We start from the raw sequence: 18,328 nt of genomic DNA on the forward strand, positions 1-18,328 counted from the left end.
CACCCCTACGCCCCCGCAGGCCTCCGTCGCACCACATACGAGGCCCCCGCGCCCGCCGCGAACAGCGCCGCCACCGACACCCCGGTCGCCAGCCACGTCGCTCCCAGCCACTGGGCGCCGAAATAGCCGAGGGCCACGCTGTAGACGGCCCAGGCGAGGCCGGCCAGGGCGGACCAGGGGAGGAAGTCGCGGGCGCTGCGGTGGGTGGCGCCGGCGCTCAGGGAGACCACTGAGCGGCCCGCGGGGGCGAAGCGGGCGAGGACGACCAGGGCGCCGCCGCCTCGGGCCAGCGCCGCGCCGAGACGTTCCTGCGCCGAGGTCAGGTGGCGGGAGCGGGCGATCGCGCGGTCCAGTCGGGCGCCGCCGCGCCAGGCGAGGCGGTAGGCCACCAGGTCACCCAGGACGGAGGCGGTCGCGGCGCAGAGCGTCAGGGCCAGCAGGTCGGGGACCTCGCCGGGGACCTGTCCGGTCGCGGCGCCCGAGCCCGCGGCCGCGGCCGTGGCCGCCGTGATCACCAGGACGCCGCTGGGCAGGACCGGTACGAACACATCCAGCAGCACCGACAGTGCGACCACCACATAGATCCATGGGACCGCCGTCAGCGAACCCACGTCCTCGATCCCGTCGAGCACCGTAGAACTCCCCGTTTTCACCCCCGTGGCCAGACCGTGCCGCGACGTCGCGGGGGAGCGGCAGGGGCGGCCTATGACAGCCATACAGCGTACGCCGGTGGTGTGACAGCAGATTCATCGGGGGCTCGTGTGTTCGGCACAGCATGTTCACCCGGCTGCCGCCGGACGACGACAGGACGACGGCAGGACGACGACAAAGCGACGACGAACGGCGCCCGTTCCCGTGCGGGGCTCGCGGGAAGGGGCGCCGTTGCGGGTGCCGTCGTACGGAACCGGAGCGTCAGGCCGCGACCGGCTGCTGCTCGGCCGCCGTCGTGCCCTGCGCGCCGGAGCGCTTGGCGAACAGCCGGTCCACGCCGAACGCGCCGGAGCCGGTGAAGATCAGCAGGAACATGGCCCAGCAGTACATGGCGGCGCCTTCGCCTTTGTTCTCGATGGGGAACAGCGCCTGCGGCTGGTGGACCTTGAAGTACGCGTACGCCATCGCGCCGGAGGCGACGAACGCCGCGACGCGGGTGCCGAGGCCGAGCAGGACAAGGCTGCCGCCGACGAGTTCGATCACGGCGGCGTACCAGCCGGGCCAGGCGCCCGCTTCCGGGGTCTCGCCTCCGAAGGTGCCGAAGAGCGAGTTGGCGCCGTGGCAGGCGAAGAGCAGGCCGACGACGATGCGGAACAGGCCGATGGCATACGGCTGGGCGCTGTTAAGGCGTCCGGTCATGGGGGACTCCCTCGGTCTGAAAGGTTCAACCGGTTCCCTGTGAGGAACGGTGTGGGGACGGATACTGATCGGTAGCCCCACACGTTAGGCAGCCCTAATCGATGCTTGCAAGTTCAACATTTGGCCAGGTTTGAGCCCCGGAAACCTCGTCCGCCCCGGAGACAACCGCACGTAGCGCCGCCCTCGCCACCCCGTCGGCGTCCGAAAGCGTGACCGAATCCACACCAGGGCGCGCCCCCGCCGCCGTCACCCAGTGCACCCCCTCCGTGGGCACCCCGAACGCGAACCGCCGTGGGTGCGCCCGCCCCTGACGGTCGATCAGCCGATACGGCCGTGCTGTCACGTCCAGTCCGCCGGTCTCGTAGCCGTCGACGAGGTGCGGCCGGCACTGTCCCTTCTTCAGCAGCCCGGCCAGCAGCTCGTCCGCCGTGCGGCGCAGGTCGGGTTCGGGCAGCCGCGCCTCGACGAGCGTCGTCGCCCGCACCGCCGAGCCCGGCACCTCGGGGGAGCGCGCCACCCAGGCCCCCGACTCCTCCCGCACCTCCAGCCGGGGCCCGAGCACCTCCACCACACCCGCCTCCATCAGTGCCACCAGCTCCTCCACACGCCGCCGGGGCGGGCCGATGGACAGGAAGGCGTTGAGCGGGGTGTACCAGCGGTCCAGGTGGTCCCGGCGCGAGTCGCCGGTCAGACCGCCGTGGTCGACGATCAGCCGCAGCTCGTTGCGCAGGTCGCGCAGCACGTCGAGGGCCGACTTCAGCGGGCCGTGCACATTGCCCCGGGCGGCCTGCGCGGCGTCCTCGCGCAGATACGCCAGCAGCCAGCCCCGCCACTGCCGGGGATCGCGGAAGTCGTGGTCCGCGTACGGGCGGGAGACCCGGTCCCAGCTCCAGCGCTCGCGCACCGGGATCCCGAACTCGTCGAGCAGACACGCCTCTTGGGGATCCCGGTGCGGGACGGCGAGAAAGCGCTCGGTGAACTCCGGCCGCCGCCGTGCCTCCGGTATGAGCGCCGCGTAGTACACCGTCTCCACCTCCTTCGCCACCAACGGCCATATCTCCGCGAGGAAGTCCGGCGCCTCGCCCGAGTCCGCGCGCTTGCGGAAGCCGGCGATCACCTCCGGGGTCAGCACGAGCGGGAGGTGGCGGCCGTACGGCCCCTTCGCGTTGTCGCCACGCGCCTGGTACGGGATGCCGCGCCGCGAACCGGCGTACAGGCGTGGCTCGTTGCCGGAGGGGAGATAGCGCAGGCCCTCGGCGTCCCGTACGAAGCGGCCGCCGCGGCCGGTCGTCAACAGGGCCATGTGGTCGAAGAAGTTGAGGCCCAGCCCGCGCAACAGCACCGGCTCGCCGGGGGCTACGGCGGACAGGTCGACGTCGGCCGGATTGGCGGGCGGAACGTACCGCAGGCCATGACGCTCGGCGTACGCGGTGTGCCGGCGCTCGGTCATGTCGGCGGACGTCGGCAGATGGCCCTGCGCCAGCACCACGGCCGACAGCCCGGGCAGCACACGGCCGTCGTCGAGGGCGAGGACCTGGCTGCCGTCGGGCGCGTCGTCGAGCCGTACGGCACGGGCCGCGTACGTCTCGACGCGCACGGCGGGCGGCGCCTCGCGCACGGCCCTCGCGAACACCCACTCCAGGTAACGGCCGTAGTGGGCGCGGGTCGGGTACTCGTCCGGGCCCAGCTCGCCCGCCGCCCAGTCGTACAGGCTGGGGCCGGGGCGGATCGGGCCCGAGCAGTCCACGCTGTCGTCGGTGAACAGGGTGACCTGCGAGGACACCGTGTTCATCAGCAGCTCGGACGACTGCGCGGTCCGCCACACGTGCCCGGGCCCGGGCGGCGCCGGGTCGACGACGTGGACCGTGAGGCGTGCCCCGGGCGGGAGGAGTTCGGGGGCGGAGGCGCACAGCCGTTCCAGAACGCTGGTGCCGCGGGGCCCGGCGCCGACCAGGGCGACGGAGACCGTGGGGGAGTCCGGGGTCGGTGCGGAGGTCGGTGCGGTCAAAGGGGTGACTCCCGGGCGTGTGGGGCGCATTGCGGCGAGCGAGCCGTCGGGCGGAAGCGGACGGTCCGGCTCATCATGCCGTCGGGAACGGGGTCGGCCGAGCCCGGGGGTGACCGAGTGTGGGATGCATCACGAGCATCACATGCCACGCCGGTCACAAGCGGTCGGAAGGGGATGGAAGGGGCCGATTACGGGGCGAGCCCGGACCCGCGGCGTGGCGCATGGGATGCGCCGGGGCTTCAACGGCACGGCCTACGGGGCGTGTTGGGCGTCCATGGCTCGGTCTACGGGGTGCGTAGGGGGTCCACGGCTCGGTCCACGGGGTGCGTAGGGCGTCCATGGCCGTCGCTCCCGTGGTTCGGGACTGCGGCTGCCGCTCGCGGTGGGTTCGGACCCCCGTGGCGGGGCGCGTTCATACGCGCCGACGAAGCGCCGGCGAGGCAGGCGGCCGGCCGAGTCGAGGCTGACGCCTGCCGTCCCGCCCTGGTCGGGTAATCCGGAGGGCCCGGAACCACACCGGCGGCGGCGCGCCGGGCGCGTCGTGGCGGTCGCGGGGTGGCGGTCGCGGGGTGACCTGCCCGACGCCGTGTACCCCCGGCCAACGCCTGTCCCGGGCGGCGACCCCGCCCCCGCGGCCCCCTCCACGCAGCGAGTGCGAGCCGGGACCCGGGACCAGGGCCCCGGCCCCTCGCAGCGGGCCCCGCTACCCTGGCCGGCCCCTCGCAGTGGGATCAGGGCCTGGCCGCCCCCTCGCAGCGGGCCCAGCCCCTGGCCGCCCCCTCGCAGCAGGCCCCGCTACCCTGGCCGGCCCCTCGCAGCGGGATCAGGGCCTGGCCGCCCCCTCGCAGCCGGCCCACCCCCAAGCCACCCCTCGCAGCGGGCCCAGCCCCAGGCCGCCCCCTCACCCCGTCAGCTCGCGCTCCGCCACCGTCCGCAGCCGTGCCCCCTCACCCCGCACCGCCCGCGCCTGCTCCAGTCGCAACCGGGCCGAACGTCCCCTCAGGGTCAGTGTCATGAGCTGGTTGCCGAACCAGGGGCCGCCCGTTCTGCGCCAGTCGATCGGTGGGCGTGGGCAGCCTCCGTGGCCCGCGAACCAGCGGCCGAGCAGTCGGGCCGGTGTGCTCCAGCCGAAGCGGAAGCCGAGGCGGATCGCCAGGTGGATGGCGTTGTGGACGGGGGAGCAGGTCAGTTGGAAGACGCGGGCGTCGGGGCCCTCGCCGTGCGGCCAGGTCGGCTCGGCCACGTACGCGTGGTGCACGTCGCCGGACAGCACGCACACCGTCGCCGGCGCCCCGGCCCCCGATCCGGCCTCGGCGATCAGCGCCGCCAGCGCGTCGAAGGACGGCGGGAACGCCGCCCAGTGCTCCAGATCGGCCCGCCGCCGCAGATCCTCCCCGAACCGCGCCCAGCGCTCCCCGCGCCCACCCCGGCACAGGGCCGCGTTCCACGCCTCGGCGTCGTGCACCAGGTGCGGCAGCAGCCAGGGCAGGGACGTACCGATGAGGAGGTGGTCGTAGGAGCCGCGGGCGTCGAGCGCCTGCTCGCGCAGCCATCGCGCCTCGCCCGGGTCGAGCATCGAGCGCCCGTCCTCGTCGAGGACCCGGGCGGCCCGCGTGTCCACCATCAGCAGCCGTACCCGCCCGAAGTCGCGCCGGTAGCTCCAGCGGACCGACTCCGGGTCGGCGTCCGCCCTGCTCGCGAAGGAGCGCAACGCGTCGGTGCCGTCGGGGGTTTCGCGTACGGCGGCGAAGAGCGGGTCGGTGGCCAGCTCGGCCGGGGAGAGGTTGCCGAGGTGCTGGTGCACCCAGTACGACATCAGGCCGCTCAGCAGCCGCTCGCGCCACCACGAGGTGGCCCGCATGTCGGCGAGCCAGGCGGCGGAGGTGTTCCAGTCGTCGATGACGTCGTGGTCGTCGAAGATCATGCAGCTCGGCACGGTGGACAGCAGCCAGCGCACCTCGGGGTCGAGCCAGGACTCGTAGTAGAGCCGGGTGTACTCCTCGTAGTCCGCGACCTCGCTGCCCGGCGGGTCGTTCAGATCGCGGCGGGCGGCGAGCCAGCGCCGGGTCGCCTTGGAGGTCTCGTCGGCGTACACCTGGTCGCCCAGCAGCACCAGCACGTCCGGGCGCTCACCGTCCGGGTCGGCCGCGATCCGGGCGGCCAGCGTGTCCAGGGCGTCCGGGCCGACGGGGTCCTTCTCGCCGGCGGGCGGCGCGGCCCAGCGGCAGGAGCCGAAGGCGAGGCGGACGGGGTCGTCGGCGGACGGGGTGCGGATGAGCGAGGGCGGGAACGGGGAGTCGGCGAGCGGCCACACGCGCGCGCCGTCGAGGAAGACCTCGTACGGCTGGGCCGTGCCCGGGGTGAGACCGGTCACCGGGATCAGGGCGTAGTGGTGGCCCGCGACCTGGAAGGTACGGGACTCGCCGCGGGCGCCCTCGGCGCCGCGCACCTCGGCGGTGCACGGACGGCTCGACTCGACCCAGACGGTCGCGGACGATCCGTCGACGTACCTCAGCAGTGGTCCCAGGCGCAGCTCACCCACGTCATCGCCCTCCTCCGTCGCCCCGTACGGTACGGAACGACGGAGGTCAGCGGCGAGGTTCCGCGGATCGCGTTTTGCCGAACTCCGGCAGTGCCGGGTTCAGCAGTTCGCGAGGTGGTTCGTCAGCGCGGACTTCTCCGCGGAGTCGACCGAGAGGTCGTAGTAGTACTTCACCTGCACCCAGGCGCGGACGTAGGTGCAGCGGTAGGCGGTGCGCGAGGGCATCCACTCGGCCGGGTCCTTGTCGCTCTTGGCCTGGTTCACGTTGTCCGTGACGGCGATGAGCTGCGGGCGGGTGAGGTCGTTGGCGAAGGACTGGCGGCGCGAGGTGGTCCAGCCGTCGGCGCCGGAGTCCCAGGCCTCGGCCAGCGGCACGAGGTGGTCGATGTCGACGTCGGAGGCGGCGGTCCAGGTCGCGCCCTCGTACGGGGAGTACCAGCTGCCGCTGGTGGCGGCGCAGGTGGAGCTGGTGACGACGTTCTCGCCGTCGCGCTTGAGGACGGTCTCACGGGTGTTGCAGCTGCCGGAGATGGTGATCCAGTGCGGGAAGAGGTCGCGGCTGTAGCCGGTGCGGTCCTCGGTGGCCACGGTGAGCTGGGAGAGGTAGCCGCGGGCGGTGGCGGCGCTGACGGGGGTGGGGAGTGCGGCGGAGGCGGTCGGGGCGTTGAAAAGCGCGACGGAGGCTATGAGGCCGCTGAGGGCCGCGAGTATGCTGACCTTTCGACGCGCGTAGAACTTCGACATGCTGACTCCCTTGGGAGGTGGGGGTGTTGGCGTGCGAGCGAGGGAATGCTCGCGACGCCGCGTTGCGGGGAGGTGTGCGTCGGGTAAGAAGCTAATGACGCGTACATGACACGACAAGGTTTACGGCGAAACGATCACGTACGATGGACGGCGCAGAAGGGGAGTAGCTCTTCGCCGGACCGTCGACATACTGCTCAGCTCGTCTGAGCCGGCGCCCGGAGGCGGACCTCGTCCACGAGGTCGGCCAGCGAGACCTTCGGCAAGCAGTGCACGCCTGTGTCGTACGGCACGGGCGCCCAGTGTGCTGCCGTGCCGAGGTGTCGCAGCGCAGTGACCATGCTCTCGGTGGGGCGGCCCCGACCGATTGAGGAACCTTGATCAGCTTTACCGTGACGGCGGTCGTCTTCGGCGTCGTCTTCCTCGCCGAACTGCCCGACAAGACCGCGCTCGCCGGCCTCGTCCTGGGCACCCGCTACCGCGCCTCCTACGTCTTCGCCGGCGTCGCCGCCGCGTTCGCGGTGCATGTCGCGCTGGCCGTCGCGGCCGGCAGCGTGCTGACGCTGTTGCCGCAGCAGATCGTGCAGGCGCTGACCGGTGTGCTCTTCCTGGGCGGCGCGGCCGTACTGCTCATGAAGAGGGACGAGGACGAGGAGGAGATCCGCAAGCCGGAGAACCAGTCCTTCTGGAAGGTGTCCGGGGCCGGGTTCATGCTCATCCTGGTCGCCGAGTTCGGGGATCTGACGCAGATCATGACCGCGAATCTCGCGGCGCGCTACGACGATCCGCTGTCGGTCGGCATCGGCGCGGTGCTGGCGCTGTGGAGCGTGGCGGCGATCGGAATCGTCGGCGGGAAGGCGCTGATGCGGCGGGTGCCGCTGCGGCTGATCACCAAGGTGGCGGCGCTGGTGATGCTGGTGCTGGGCGTGTGGAGCCTGTGGGAGGCGATCGCCGGCTGAGCCGGGGATTTCCCGGTCGAGCTGAACTGTCGGTGAACGGTTCCCGGAGGTGGTGGCGCGATCGGGTCCCGGTTTTGTACCGTGGGGGAACAAAGTGGCTCCCGCCCGTTTTCCCTGACCGGCGGGCGGGACCACCTTGTCCCGTCCGGGGGCCACCTCGTACCCCCGTGTCCCTCGCCTTGGAGCTGCCGATGTCGGCCACCGCCGTGCCCACCGGGACCACCGTCCTCACCGCTCGTGCCCTTCTCCTCGACATGGACGGCACGCTCGTCAACTCCGACGCCGTCGTGGAACGGATCTGGCGCCGCTGGGCCGAGCGGCACGGGCTGGACGCCGACGAGGTGATGAAGGTCGTGCACGGACGGCAGGGGTACGCCTCGATGGCGCTGCTGCTGCCCGAGCGGCCGATGGAGCAGAACCACGCGGACAACGCGCGCATGCTCGCCGAGGAGACGGCGGACGTGGAGGGCGTCGTGCCGATTCCGGGGGCGCCGGAGTTCCTGGCCGCGCTGCGGGGGTCGCCGCATGCGCTGGTGACATCGGCGGACGTCGCTCTCGCCACGGCCCGGATGGGGGCGGCCGGGCTGGGGATGCCCGGGGTGCGGGTGACCGCGGAGTCGGTGGGGGCGAGCAAGCCCGACCCCGAGGGGTTCCTCAAGGGGGCGGCCGAACTGGGGGTCGCGCCGGAGGACTGTGTGGTGTTCGAGGACTCCGGCGCGGGGATCCAGGCGGGGCGCTCCGCGGGGATGCGGGTGGTGGGGGTCGGGCCGCGGGCCCGGGTCCATGAGCCGGATGTGGTGGTGGCTGATTTGCGACGGGTTCGGGTTGAGGCTGCGGCGAGTGGGGAGATTCGGGTGATTGTCGCCTGAGAGCTCGGATCCGCTTGTCGTGTGGCGGCTGCGGGTCGTTCTGGGTTGCTCGCGCAGTTCCCCGCGCCCCTGGAGGTTGGCCTCGCGGCCGCCAACCCAGGGGCGCGGGGAACTGCGCGACCAGCCACACGCGACCTGCAGCCGCGATCGAACCGCAAGTCCCGAGTTCTTGGGCGAACCGGCTCACGGCTCCGTCGTCTCCGACTCCAGCCGCTGTCGGGTCTCCAGGTCGTACACCCCGTACTCGTCCCGCTGAATCCCCCGTGCCCACTGATACCGGCTCACCGCGTCCTCGACGCCCTCGTTGTACGTGCCCCTGGCCTCCCTCGTGTACAGGCCCAGCTGGGTGAGGCGGAGTTCCAGTTCGGTGACCTCGGGGCCCCGGTCGCCCCGTTGGAGGACCGGGGGCCCGGGCTCGCGCGCGGCGGCGGACTCCTGCTGGGAGTCGGACGCCTCGGTCGACGGCGGGGCGCTCGTCGGCTCCGTCGTGGGGGCCGGAGTCGGGGACGCCGTCGAGCGGGACCGGGACGGGGAAGGCGAGGCGGACGGGCTCTCGGTGGGGGACCCGGAGGCCGAGGGCGATGCCGACTCCGTCGCCGTCCCGGTCTCCGTCGCCGCGGAGGACTCCGGCGTCGCACTGGTCGGCAGGGCCGGGACGCTCACCCGCAGGTCGTCCGGCAGGGCCGTGTGCCGCTGCGGCGCCTCGTAGCTGAACATGCCGCTCGCCAGACTCGCCGCCGTGATGACGGCCACCAGTGCGCCGCCCGCGCCGAGCAGGATCGTGCGGCGGTGCCGGGGGGTGCCGGCCGGCTCCTCGGCCCTGGCCGCCCCTGCCTCGTCGTCCGGCGTCGCGTCCGGCTCGAACAGGCTCAGGTCCTGTGTGCTGGGTGAGGGCGCCGTGGCCGCCAGCGGGGTGGGGAGGGCCGGGGCGGAGGGCGGCGACGGCCTCGCGGCGGAGCCGCTTGTCGGCGCAGTCGGCCGCAGCTGCATCGTTTCCGCGGCGTCCTCGCCCTCCAACTCCACATATGGCCGTATCCGCAGCGGATCGAAGTCCTCCGCCGCGGCCGCCTCCGCCGTACGGGCGTCGCGCAGGGCGTCGGACACGCGCTCGCGGCAGCCGCACGACGGGGTGTTGTCGGCCGCTCTCGCCGCGCCGCACTCCGGGCACATGCGGTCGACTCCCTCGGTTCCCCTCGGCTCTGTCACGCGTTCGTCCCTCCCCTCGCGAAATCCCCAGATTATGCAGACGTCCCTCACGTCACCTCCTCAAGCCCCCGGAAGGAGCCGTTCCAAAGGGACTCGACAGGCCATAACGGGACACAGCGATCACGATGGAGGGGGATATGACGGGGGACAACGAGACCCTCGGGAGGTCTTCATGGCCGGGGACGCGCACGGCAGGGCACGGCATGTGCGTGACGCGCAGCCCCCCGAGCGGCGGGGCGAGGCGCCCGAGAACGTGGCCGGCAACGCCCTCGTCTCCATCGGCGCGCTGCTGCTCGGGATGCTGCTCGCCGCGCTCGACCAGACGATCGTGTCCACCGCGCTGCCGACCATCGTCAGCGACCTCGGCGGACTGGAGCATCTCTCCTGGGTCGTGACCGCGTATCTGCTGGCGTCCACGGCCGCTACTCCGCTGTGGGGCAAGCTCGGTGACCAGTACGGGCGCAAGCGGCTCTTCCAGATCGCGATCGTGATCTTCCTCGTCGGCTCCGCGCTGTGCGGCATGGCGCAGGACATGACGCAGCTCATCGCCTTCCGGGCCGTTCAGGGGGTCGGGGGCGGCGGGCTGATGGTGCTGTCCATGGCGATCGTCGGGGACATCGTGCCGCCTCGGGAACGGGGGCGGTACCAGGGGCTGTTCGGTGCCGTGTTCGGGGCGAGCAGTGTGCTGGGGCCGCTGCTCGGCGGGGTGTTCACGGAGCATCTGAGCTGGCGCTGGGTGTTCTACATCAATCTGCCGCTCGGGATCGTCGCGCTCGCCGTCATCGCCGCCGTGCTGCGCATTCCGCACAAGGCGACCCGGCATGTCATCGACTATCTGGGGACGTTTCTGATCGCCTCCGTCGCCACGTGTCTGGTGCTGGTGGCCTCCCTCGGGGGGACGACATGGGAGTGGGGGTCGGTGCAGATCGTCGGGCTGGCCCTGCTCGGGGTCGTGCTCGCCGTCGCGTTCGTGTCCGTGGAGCGGACGGCCGCCGAACCCGTGCTGCCGCTCAAGCTGTTCCGGGTGCGGACGTTCACGCTGTCCGCGGTCATCAGCTTCATCGTCGGGTTCGCCATGTTCGGCGCGATGACCTATCTGCCGACGTTTCTGCAGATCGTGCAGGGGATCAGTCCGACGATGTCCGGTGTGCACATGCTGCCGATGGTCGTCGGCATGCTGCTGTCGTCGACCGGGTCCGGGCAGATCGTCAGCCGCACCGGGCGGTGGAAGGTGTTCCCCATCGCCGGGACCGGGGTCACCGTGCTGGGGCTGCTGTTGCTCCACCAACTCGACGTGGACAGCTCCACCTGGGAGATGAGCCTGTTCTTCTTCGTCTTCGGGGCGGGGCTCGGGCTGGTCATGCAGGTGCTGGTGCTGATCGTGCAGAACGCCGTGTCGTACGAGGATCTCGGCGTCGCCACCTCCGGGGCGACGTTCTTCCGGTCGATCGGGGCGTCGTTCGGGGTCGCGATCTTCGGGACGATCTTCGCGAACCGGCTGGACGACAAGCTGGTGGCCGCGTTCGAGGGGATTCGGCTGCCGGACGGGGTCTCGCTGGCGGGGCTGGAGGGGGATCCGCGGCGGATCGCGGAGTTGCCGGAGGCGTTGCGGCCCGCCGCGTTGCAGGCGTACGCGTCGTCGATCACCGATGTGTTCCTGTACGCCGCGCCCGTCGCCCTCGTCGGATTCGTGCTGGCCTGGTTCCTGCGGGAGGACAAGCTGCGGGGGTCCGTGACCGCGCCCGACGTCACCGAGACGCTGGCGAGCAACCCGGTCGAGCGGTCGTCGTACGACGAGGTGTGCCGGGCCCTGTCGGTGCTCGGTACGCGCGAGGGGCGGCGGGAGATCTATCGGACGATCACCGAGCGGGCGGGGTACGACCTGCTGCCGGCGGCGAGCTGGCTGCTGCTGCGGATCAAGAGGTACGGCTGGGTGGAGCCGGGGGTGCTCGCGGAGCGCAGTTCCGTGCCGTTGCCGGTGATTCTGGATGCCGCGCGGCAGGTGGAGGAGCGGGGGTTGGCCGGCCGGGAGGGGCTGGAGCTGGTGCTGACCGAGAAGGGACGGGGGGTCGCGGAGCGGTTGGCCCGGGTTCGGGAGGAGTCGTTGGCCGAGTTGCTGGGGGACTGGTGGGGGGCGGGGCGGCCTACGGATCTGGTGCAGCTGGTGAAGGAGCTGAACGAGGAGCTGTGCGGGTGCGAGCGAGAGCAACCGGGTGCCTCCGGCGGTTGAGCCGGGGTGCCTGCGGCGGCCTGTGCGGGTGGGTGGGGGATGCCTGCGGCGGCCTGTGCGGGTGGGTGGGGGATGCCTGCGGCGGCCTGTGCGGGTGGGCCGGGGGTGCCTGCGGCGCCTGTGTGGGTGGGGTGGTGGGGGTGTGCGTAGCGCCTGCGGTGCGTTGGAGGGCGGGGACGTGCCGGGGGGTGTTCGTCCTCGGTCGGGTGGTTGCCGTGTCTTGGAAGGGGTGGCCTGTGTTGACGCCCGCTGCTGCGGGCGGACACCGCCCGGCACGTCCCCTTGTCGCCGTGCGCGGTGGGGCGGCCTTCCTCAGTGCAGGGGCTTGCTGAACCAGTGCTCGGCGTACGGGTCGTCGTTGTGGGGCGGGGTCTCCTGGTAGCCGAGGCGGGTGTAGAGGGTGCGGGCCTCCAGCAGGTCGTGGCGGGTGTCCAGGATCATGCGGGTGGCGCCGAATGCGCGGCCCGCGTTCTCGGCGGACTGGACCAGGAGTTGGGCGCCGCCCTTGCCGCGGAGCGGCTCGTGGAGGAACACCCTCGTCAGTTCGGCGGTGTTGGCGTCCAGCATGCGGATGCCGGCCGATCCGGCCGGCTCGTCGGCGTAGCGGGCCACCAGCAAGCTGCCCTTCGGGGGCTGGAGTTCGCCGAAGGTGTGGGCCGCGATCTCCCGTTCCAGTTCGGCCGGGTCGGTGCGCCGGCCCTGGTGGAGGAGGTAGTAGCGGTCGCTGACCTCTGTGTAGTAGGCCCGCCAGAGGGCGGTGGCCACGGGGGAGTCGGGGGGCTCCGGGGCGACGGTCCAGGTCATGCCGGCTGGTGCCGCTCGCGCCACTGGCGTGCGATCTCCTCCACGTCGTACGGCTTGCGGCCCAGGGGAGGGCCGGGAGGTGGCTTGAGGAGCATGTCGCGGATCTTGGCGTTGATGTCCGTGATGATCTTGCGGGCCGCTCGCTCCGACGGTGCGGCGTAGGCCGCCAGCAGGGCGTCCTCCGCTTCCTTGCGCAGGGCCAGGCCGGGGGGCAGGACCGACAGGCCCTCGCGGGTCATCTTGCGTTTGACCCACCACAGTTCGTCGTACGGGGCTTCCAGGTCGTTCGGCAGTGGCTCGCCGGTGCCGGGCAGCCTGTCGAAGTCGCCGCGTGCCTGCGCGTCGTGGATCTGCTTGTCGACCCAGGACTCGAACGGGACGCCGGGGGGCTTTCGCTCGGTCATGAGTTCATTGTGCCGGACGCGGTGGTGCCGGGCGATTTATTATGCGGCGTCGGTGGCCAAGAAGGCTGCTGCACAAGGACGTTTTCGGGAGGGGCGCTCGTGCTCGAACTCACCATGGCCGCCGTGTCCGCGGCGGACGAGGGTGCCACGGCCGGCATGCTCATGGCCGACGCACCCAGCGAGCCGGGCGCTGTGCTGCGGGTCGGCCGGGACAAGTCGGTGTGCCGGCTGTCGACGCCGGACGACTGGCTGTTCATCTCCAGGGTCCACCTGGAGTTCCTGTGCGGCCCGGACGGCGGGTGGCAGGTGAGCTGGTTGCGTGGCTCGCAGGCCGATCCGTCCTCCGAGGTGCGGCTGACCGTGGGGGAGTACGCCCAGCCGATCGCGTACGGCGGGACGGTGCCGCTGCCGAGGGGCGGCAGCGGCGAGATCGTCATCCACGACCGCACCGCCCCTCGCAGCATCAACGTCGGCTTCTACCACGAGGCCTGAGCTCCCTAAGCCAGCACCCGGGCCAGCGCGAAGCCGTCGTAGCCCTTGCCGCCCACCGTCTGGATCGCCGTGCCGCTCAGCCTGGGGTGGCTGCCGATCAGTTCGATCGCGGCGCGGGTGCCCCGGACGTCGGGCGCGTCGGTGTCGGCGTCGACCACCCGGCCGGCGCGCACCACGTTGTCCAGGACGATCAGGCTGCCGGTGCTCGTGAGCCGCAGCGCCCACTCGACGTAGTGCGGGTTGTTGGCCTTGTCGGCGTCGATGAAGACCAGGTCGAAGGGGGGCGGGTTCTCGTCGGCGAGCTTGGGCAGTGACTCCAGGGCCGGGCCCACCCGCACCTCGACGACCTTGTCCAGGCCCGCCCGCGCGATGTTGCGGGTGGCCACCTCGGCGTGCTTGGCGCTGTACTCCAGCGAGATCAGGTGGCCGTCGGCGGGCAGGGCCCGGCCCAGCCAGATGGTGCTGTAGCCGCCGAGCGTGCCGATCTCCAGGATGGTGCGGGCGCCCTGGATCTCGGCGAGGAGCTTCAGGAGCTTGCCCTGGGTCGGTGTGACGTTGATCATCGGCAGGCCCGCGGCCTCGCTGTCGCGCAGAGCCGCCTGCAGGCTGTCGTCCTCGGGGGAGAGGTGGGCGGTGAAGTACGCGTCGACGTCGTCCCAGACCTGCGACTCGCTCATCGGTTTGCCTTCCGTCAGCTTAGTTAGAAGCGCTAAGTACATTTGCCGGTAAATGTAGTCAGGTGTCCCCCTCGCTGCCCGGAATTACAGGATGGTGGATTCGGTCCGGCCTCGTCCTGCGGAGGCGGGCGAACCGGGCGCCGACTATCGTCATGCGGACAAAAGGAGATCGGACGTCAGGTGAATCGGGGGTTGCCTGCGTCTCTCCGGGGGGTGGTGCGGGCCGTACAAGGTTCGTAAGGATTCTCACGCGGGGACGACCGGGGCGGGAGGCCGACGAGGCGTGGCGGATGCGGGACACGGTGGGCGATCGACGCAGGCCCTCGGGGCGACGGCCGTCGGTGCGGCCCGGGCACGGTTGCGGGTGGCACGGCTCGGCCTGTGGCTGATCGCCGCGATCCTCGCCGTCCGGCAGGTGGCCGTCGTCCTCGGTACCCCGCGCGGCGAGCGGCTGACGGACCTGGAGACCTGGGTCGGGCCGAACGGCGTCCTGCATGTGAAGGGTTCGCTGTACGACTCGACGCAGTTCACCGGTACGCCGTTCGGCGGGCTCGTCCTCAAACCGCTGACCCGCGCCGCCGAGCAGGCCCTCGGCTGGGGCTGGACCTTCGGCACCCTCCTGCTCGTCGTCGCGCTCGGCCTGGTCGCCGCCCGCGCCCTGCCGCAGCCGGTGAGCCGGCGGACCTCGCTGCTCGCCGCGCCCGTCGCGATCAGCCTGCTGATGCTGTCGCTGCCGGTGCGCAACGCGCTGTACCTCGGCCAAAGCAGCATCATGCCGGTCCTGCTCGTGCTGCTCGGCTGCTTCGCCGTGCGCGGCGAGCGCGCCAGCGGTGTGCTCATCGGCCTCGCGGCCGCGCTCCAGCCGACCCTGCTGCTGTTCACCCCGCTGCTGTGGTTCACCGGCCGCCGCCGGGCCACGCTGGCCACCGGCGCCGCGTTCGCCGCGTGCACGGTGGCCGCCTGGGTGGCGATGCCGCGTGACTCGTACACCTACTGGGTGCACCACATGGCCGGCGTCGGCCTCGGCGGACGCGCCGACGACCTCGCCAACCAGTCGCTGCACGGCGCCCTGCTGCGGTTCGGGCTGAGCGGCCCGCTGGAGATCGCCCTCTTCCTGCTCCTGGGCGCCGCCGTCGCCGTCCTCGCGCTGCGCCGCGCCGTGCGCTACGCCCACGACGGGCAGCTGCTGCTGGCCGTGGCGATCACCGGCTGTGCCGCCATCGTCATCGCGCCGACCGCCTGGCAGCACCAGCTCCTGTGGGTGCTGCTCGCGGTCGTCGGCCAGGTCGGCAGACGGGCCGCCGACCGGTATGTGTGGCCGGTCGCCGTCGTGCTGATCATGACGCTGCCGGCGCGGACGATGGTGCCGGACAAGCTGCTGCTGCAACCCCTGCGCGCCGATCTCGTGCTGCTGGCCGCGATCGCCACGGCCGCCGTCGTGCCGTTCCTGTCGCGCACCTCGCCCTACTGGCAGACGCCGATCCCGACCCAGTACGCCGACAAGGTCCCCTCCCGCTTCCGGCACATCCCCCTGGTGCCGTTCCTGCGCCGGGTGATCAGCCGCCCCAACCTGCTCTTCGAGCTCCTGCTGATCCGGGTCACCTACTACGCCTACGCCCAGATCCGCCTCGCCGCGGCCGGTGACTCGAGCACGGCCGGCCGGGTCACCGCCGAGGAGCACGGCGCGGAGATCTACTCCATCGAACGCGCCCTGCACATCGACATCGAGTACTGGGCCAACCACGCCGTGGTGAAGGTCGACTGGATCCGGCACTTCTTCGACTTCTACTACGAGTCGTTCCACTTCGGCGTCCCGCTCGCGATACTCGGCGTCCTGTACTGGCGCCGCCCCGTCGACTACCGCTGGGCCCGCACCGCGATCGGCTTCGCGACGGTGTTCGCGCTGGTCGGCTTCTGGCTGTATCCCCTCGCCCCGCCCCGTCTGATGCCGGGCCTCGGCTTCATCGACACGGTCAACGGCCCGCAGGACTTCACCAAGCCCGACTACGGCACCCTCACCGAGCTCACCAACCAGTACGCGGCGATGCCTTCCCTGCACTTCGGCTGGTCCCTGTGGTGCGGCCTCGTCGTCCTCATCCTCGCGCCCAGATGGTGGATGAAGGCCCTCGGCCTGCTGCATCCCCTGTTCACGCTCACCGCGATCGTCGTCACCGCCAACCACTGGATCCTGGACGCGGCCGGCGGCGCGGCCGTCGTCGGCGCCGGCTTCGCGATGACGTACCTGTTCCAGGGCCCGCGCGCCGCCACCCTGCCGACACCCCGGGCGAAACAGCTCAGCAGCGACGCCCCGGCTCCGGAGAGGGACCGTACTCCGAGCTGATCCGGTACGCCCGGGCGGCGGTGACGGTGGGCTGGGTGGGGGTGGGGTGGGGGTCAGCAGCGGCGTTTCGGCTTCGCGGAGGGGCCGTACTCCGAGCTGATCCGGTACTCCCCGGCGGCCGTCGCGGTGAGGCGGGTGAACTCGCCGTCCGGGGTGAGGCAGCCGCCGCCGTCCACGTGGAGCCATGGGGAGTGGGCGACGCGTACGGTGACCGCGCCCGCGCGGGGCATGCGTACGACGACGTCGGCGCTGGACGTCGACACCACGCTCGCGGGCTCGCTCACCAGCGGTCGCGCGTCGCGTACCCGGTACACCCGCCAGTGCGCGTCCTGCCACACCGGCTCCAGCCACTCGGGCCGGTGCTCGCGTATCAGCCGGGCCTCGACCTTGGCGTAGCCGTCGGGCCTGCCGAGCGGGAGGACGACGTATCCGACGGCCCAGCGATCCAGCCACCGCCGGTAGGTCGTCGCGGAGAACGACCCGTCGTAGAACAGCCGAGCCCGCTCCATGTCGAGCTGCCGGTTCCAGCCGCGGGCCATGTTCACATGCGGGGCGAGCCCGCTGGCCTCGCGGTGGTTGCGGGCCGGGACGACCTCGACGCGGGTGCGGTCGGCGCCGAGCCGGTCGAGGGCGCGGACCACTCCGTGGGTCTCGGCGGCCCAGGTGGGCACGATCGTGGAGACGTACAGGTCGTCGGCGGTCTTCTTGCCGACCCAGGCGACCGAGAACACCAGCGCGGCCACCAGCAGGTTGCGGCGCAGCTTGGCCAGGCGGGGCTGGGCGGCCAGGACGGTGAGCAGCGCGGCGGGTGCGAACAGCTCCGCGAAGCGCTCCACGTTGGTGCCTATGGGCGAGGGGATGAGATACGTCAGAACGGTGCCCAGCGCATACACGGCACCGCTCCAGCGGGCGACGCGCCAGCCGCGCGGGGCGAGGAAGGTGACCGCCAGGCCCAGGAAGAACGGCGGCCATATACGGCCCGCGAACATGAGCTGCTCGCCCTTGAAGGGGAAGAGGAGGGTGGTCACGCCGACCGTGATCGCGGGCGGGAGGAGCAGGGCGAGGGCGCGGGGGTAGTCGCGGGTCAGCAGGAACGCGGCGCCCACGACCACCAGGAACAGCCCCGCCACCGGGCTCGCCATCGTCGCGAGGGCGGCATACGCGCCGGCGAGGACGACCCGTCTCTCCCGCGACAGCAGCAGACACGCGGCCAGTCCGAAGGCCACCCCGAGGGCGAAGGTGGTGCGGCCGGAGGCCACGTTGCACCACAGCGCGAACGACGCGAGCAGGGCCGGGCCGACGGGTCTTCGGAGCCCTTCGACACGAGTGATCAGCACGGCCGCGAGCCAGGTCGCCGCGAGCCCGGACAGCACGGTGACCGTGCGCACGCCCAGGGCCGCCATCAGATACGGCGAGATCAGGCTGTAGTTGGCGGTGTGCGTCCCGCCGTACCAGAAGAGGTTGTAGGCCGAGCCGCCGTGCCGCGCCACGAAGTCGGCCCAGGCGTCCTGCGCGGCCAGGTCGCCACCGCCGGTGGCGAGGAACAGGGCCCAGACCGCGTAGAGGGGGACGGTGGGGAGCGTGGCCAGGAGCGGGACGCGGTGGCGGGTCCAGACCGTCTGCAGGAGCCGCCTGTGGGCAGGGGGCGCCGGCTGGGGAGCGCTCGCGTGCGGGCGGGTGCTGGTGAGTTCGGCTGGGGCCACGT

Annotated in this window: 15 protein-coding genes; 5 read left to right on the top strand and 10 right to left on the bottom strand. The window is 72.1% G+C overall.

The genetic code is table 11. The features are described from left to right. Positions 1-5: 5 nt before the first annotated feature. The 5 genes from IM697_RS09855 to IM697_RS09875 all read right to left on the bottom strand — a co-directional run bounded on the left by IM697_RS09855 (position 6) and on the right by IM697_RS09875 (position 6,644). Positions 6-632: a DedA family protein gene (locus IM697_RS09855; RefSeq protein ID WP_228044601.1), complete on the bottom strand. Its 627-nt coding sequence runs from the start codon at positions 630-632 to the stop codon at positions 6-8. Between the two features lie 280 nt (positions 633-912). Beyond that, positions 913-1,350 carry a DoxX family protein gene (locus IM697_RS09860; RefSeq protein WP_194046643.1) on the bottom strand — a complete coding sequence of 146 codons (438 nt, stop codon included), beginning with the start codon at positions 1,348-1,350 and terminating at the stop codon, positions 913-915. Between the two features lie 94 nt (positions 1,351-1,444). Continuing rightward, positions 1,445-3,388, bottom strand: a complete 1,944-nt coding sequence (locus IM697_RS09865) for an FAD/NAD(P)-binding protein (RefSeq protein ID WP_194046645.1) — start codon at positions 3,386-3,388, stop codon at positions 1,445-1,447. Between the two features lie 871 nt (positions 3,389-4,259). Then, positions 4,260-5,900 carry an alkaline phosphatase D family protein gene (locus IM697_RS09870; RefSeq protein WP_194046647.1) on the bottom strand — a complete coding sequence of 547 codons (1,641 nt, stop codon included), beginning with the start codon at positions 5,898-5,900 and terminating at the stop codon, positions 4,260-4,262. A 99-nt stretch (positions 5,901-5,999) separates the two neighbouring features. After that, positions 6,000-6,644 (bottom strand): HNH endonuclease family protein, encoded by a 645-nt coding sequence (locus tag IM697_RS09875; RefSeq protein ID WP_194046649.1) that lies wholly within the window; start codon positions 6,642-6,644, stop codon positions 6,000-6,002. Between the two features lie 374 nt (positions 6,645-7,018). Between IM697_RS09875 and IM697_RS09880 the strand changes: the two genes are divergently transcribed. After that, on the top strand, positions 7,019-7,600 hold the full coding sequence (locus IM697_RS09880) for a TMEM165/GDT1 family protein (protein ID WP_194046651.1): 582 nt from the start codon (positions 7,019-7,021) through the stop codon (positions 7,598-7,600). 191 nt (positions 7,601-7,791) lie between these two features. After that, the gene (locus IM697_RS09885; RefSeq protein WP_194049656.1) at positions 7,792-8,469 is read left to right on the top strand and encodes an HAD family hydrolase; all 678 of its coding nucleotides are present in this window, start codon (positions 7,792-7,794) and stop codon (positions 8,467-8,469) included. A gap of 183 nt (positions 8,470-8,652) precedes the next feature. Here the strand turns inward: IM697_RS09885 and IM697_RS09890 are convergent, their stop codons facing one another. Beyond that, positions 8,653-9,675, bottom strand: coding sequence for a peptidoglycan-binding domain-containing protein (locus tag IM697_RS09890; protein WP_228044603.1), 1,023 nt, complete (start codon positions 9,673-9,675; stop codon positions 8,653-8,655). 172 nt (positions 9,676-9,847) lie between these two features. Between IM697_RS09890 and IM697_RS09895 the strand changes: the two genes are divergently transcribed. Continuing rightward, complete coding sequence (locus tag IM697_RS09895) at positions 9,848-11,905, top strand: MDR family MFS transporter (RefSeq protein ID WP_194046653.1); 2,058 nt, start codon at positions 9,848-9,850, stop codon at positions 11,903-11,905. Between the two features lie 312 nt (positions 11,906-12,217). Here the strand turns inward: IM697_RS09895 and IM697_RS09900 are convergent, their stop codons facing one another. Together IM697_RS09900 and IM697_RS09905 are read right to left on the bottom strand one after the other, a co-directional pair. Next, positions 12,218-12,709: a GNAT family N-acetyltransferase gene (locus IM697_RS09900; protein ID WP_194046655.1), complete on the bottom strand. Its 492-nt coding sequence runs from the start codon at positions 12,707-12,709 to the stop codon at positions 12,218-12,220. Next, positions 12,706-13,113 (bottom strand): DnaJ family domain-containing protein, encoded by a 408-nt coding sequence (locus tag IM697_RS09905; RefSeq protein ID WP_194046657.1) that lies wholly within the window; start codon positions 13,111-13,113, stop codon positions 12,706-12,708. The genes IM697_RS09900 and IM697_RS09905 overlap by 4 nt, the downstream gene beginning before the upstream one ends. A gap of 99 nt (positions 13,114-13,212) precedes the next feature. Between IM697_RS09905 and IM697_RS09910 the strand changes: the two genes are divergently transcribed. Beyond that, positions 13,213-13,605: an FHA domain-containing protein gene (locus IM697_RS09910; RefSeq protein ID WP_194046659.1), complete on the top strand. Its 393-nt coding sequence runs from the start codon at positions 13,213-13,215 to the stop codon at positions 13,603-13,605. A 5-nt stretch (positions 13,606-13,610) separates the two neighbouring features. On the opposite strand, the gene IM697_RS09915 is transcribed toward IM697_RS09910, so the two are convergent. Then, a complete protein-coding gene (locus IM697_RS09915) occupies positions 13,611-14,282 on the bottom strand; it encodes an O-methyltransferase (protein WP_194046661.1) in 672 nt (223 codons plus the stop codon). A 283-nt stretch (positions 14,283-14,565) separates the two neighbouring features. Between IM697_RS09915 and IM697_RS09920 the strand changes: the two genes are divergently transcribed. Next, entirely contained in the window at positions 14,566-16,623 is a 2,058-nt protein-coding gene (locus tag IM697_RS09920) for a bifunctional glycosyltransferase 87/phosphatase PAP2 family protein (protein ID WP_194046663.1), read from the top strand. A gap of 53 nt (positions 16,624-16,676) precedes the next feature. Here IM697_RS09920 and IM697_RS09925 read toward each other — a convergent pair whose 3' ends face one another. Beyond that, on the bottom strand, positions 16,677-18,326 hold the full coding sequence (locus IM697_RS09925) for a hypothetical protein (protein WP_407699617.1): 1,650 nt from the start codon (positions 18,324-18,326) through the stop codon (positions 16,677-16,679). Between the last annotated feature and the right edge of the window lie 2 nt (positions 18,327-18,328).

Origin of the sequence: Streptomyces ferrugineus, assembly GCF_015160855.1 — a bacterium.
Lineage (GTDB): Bacteria > Actinomycetota > Actinomycetes > Streptomycetales > Streptomycetaceae > Streptomyces > Streptomyces ferrugineus.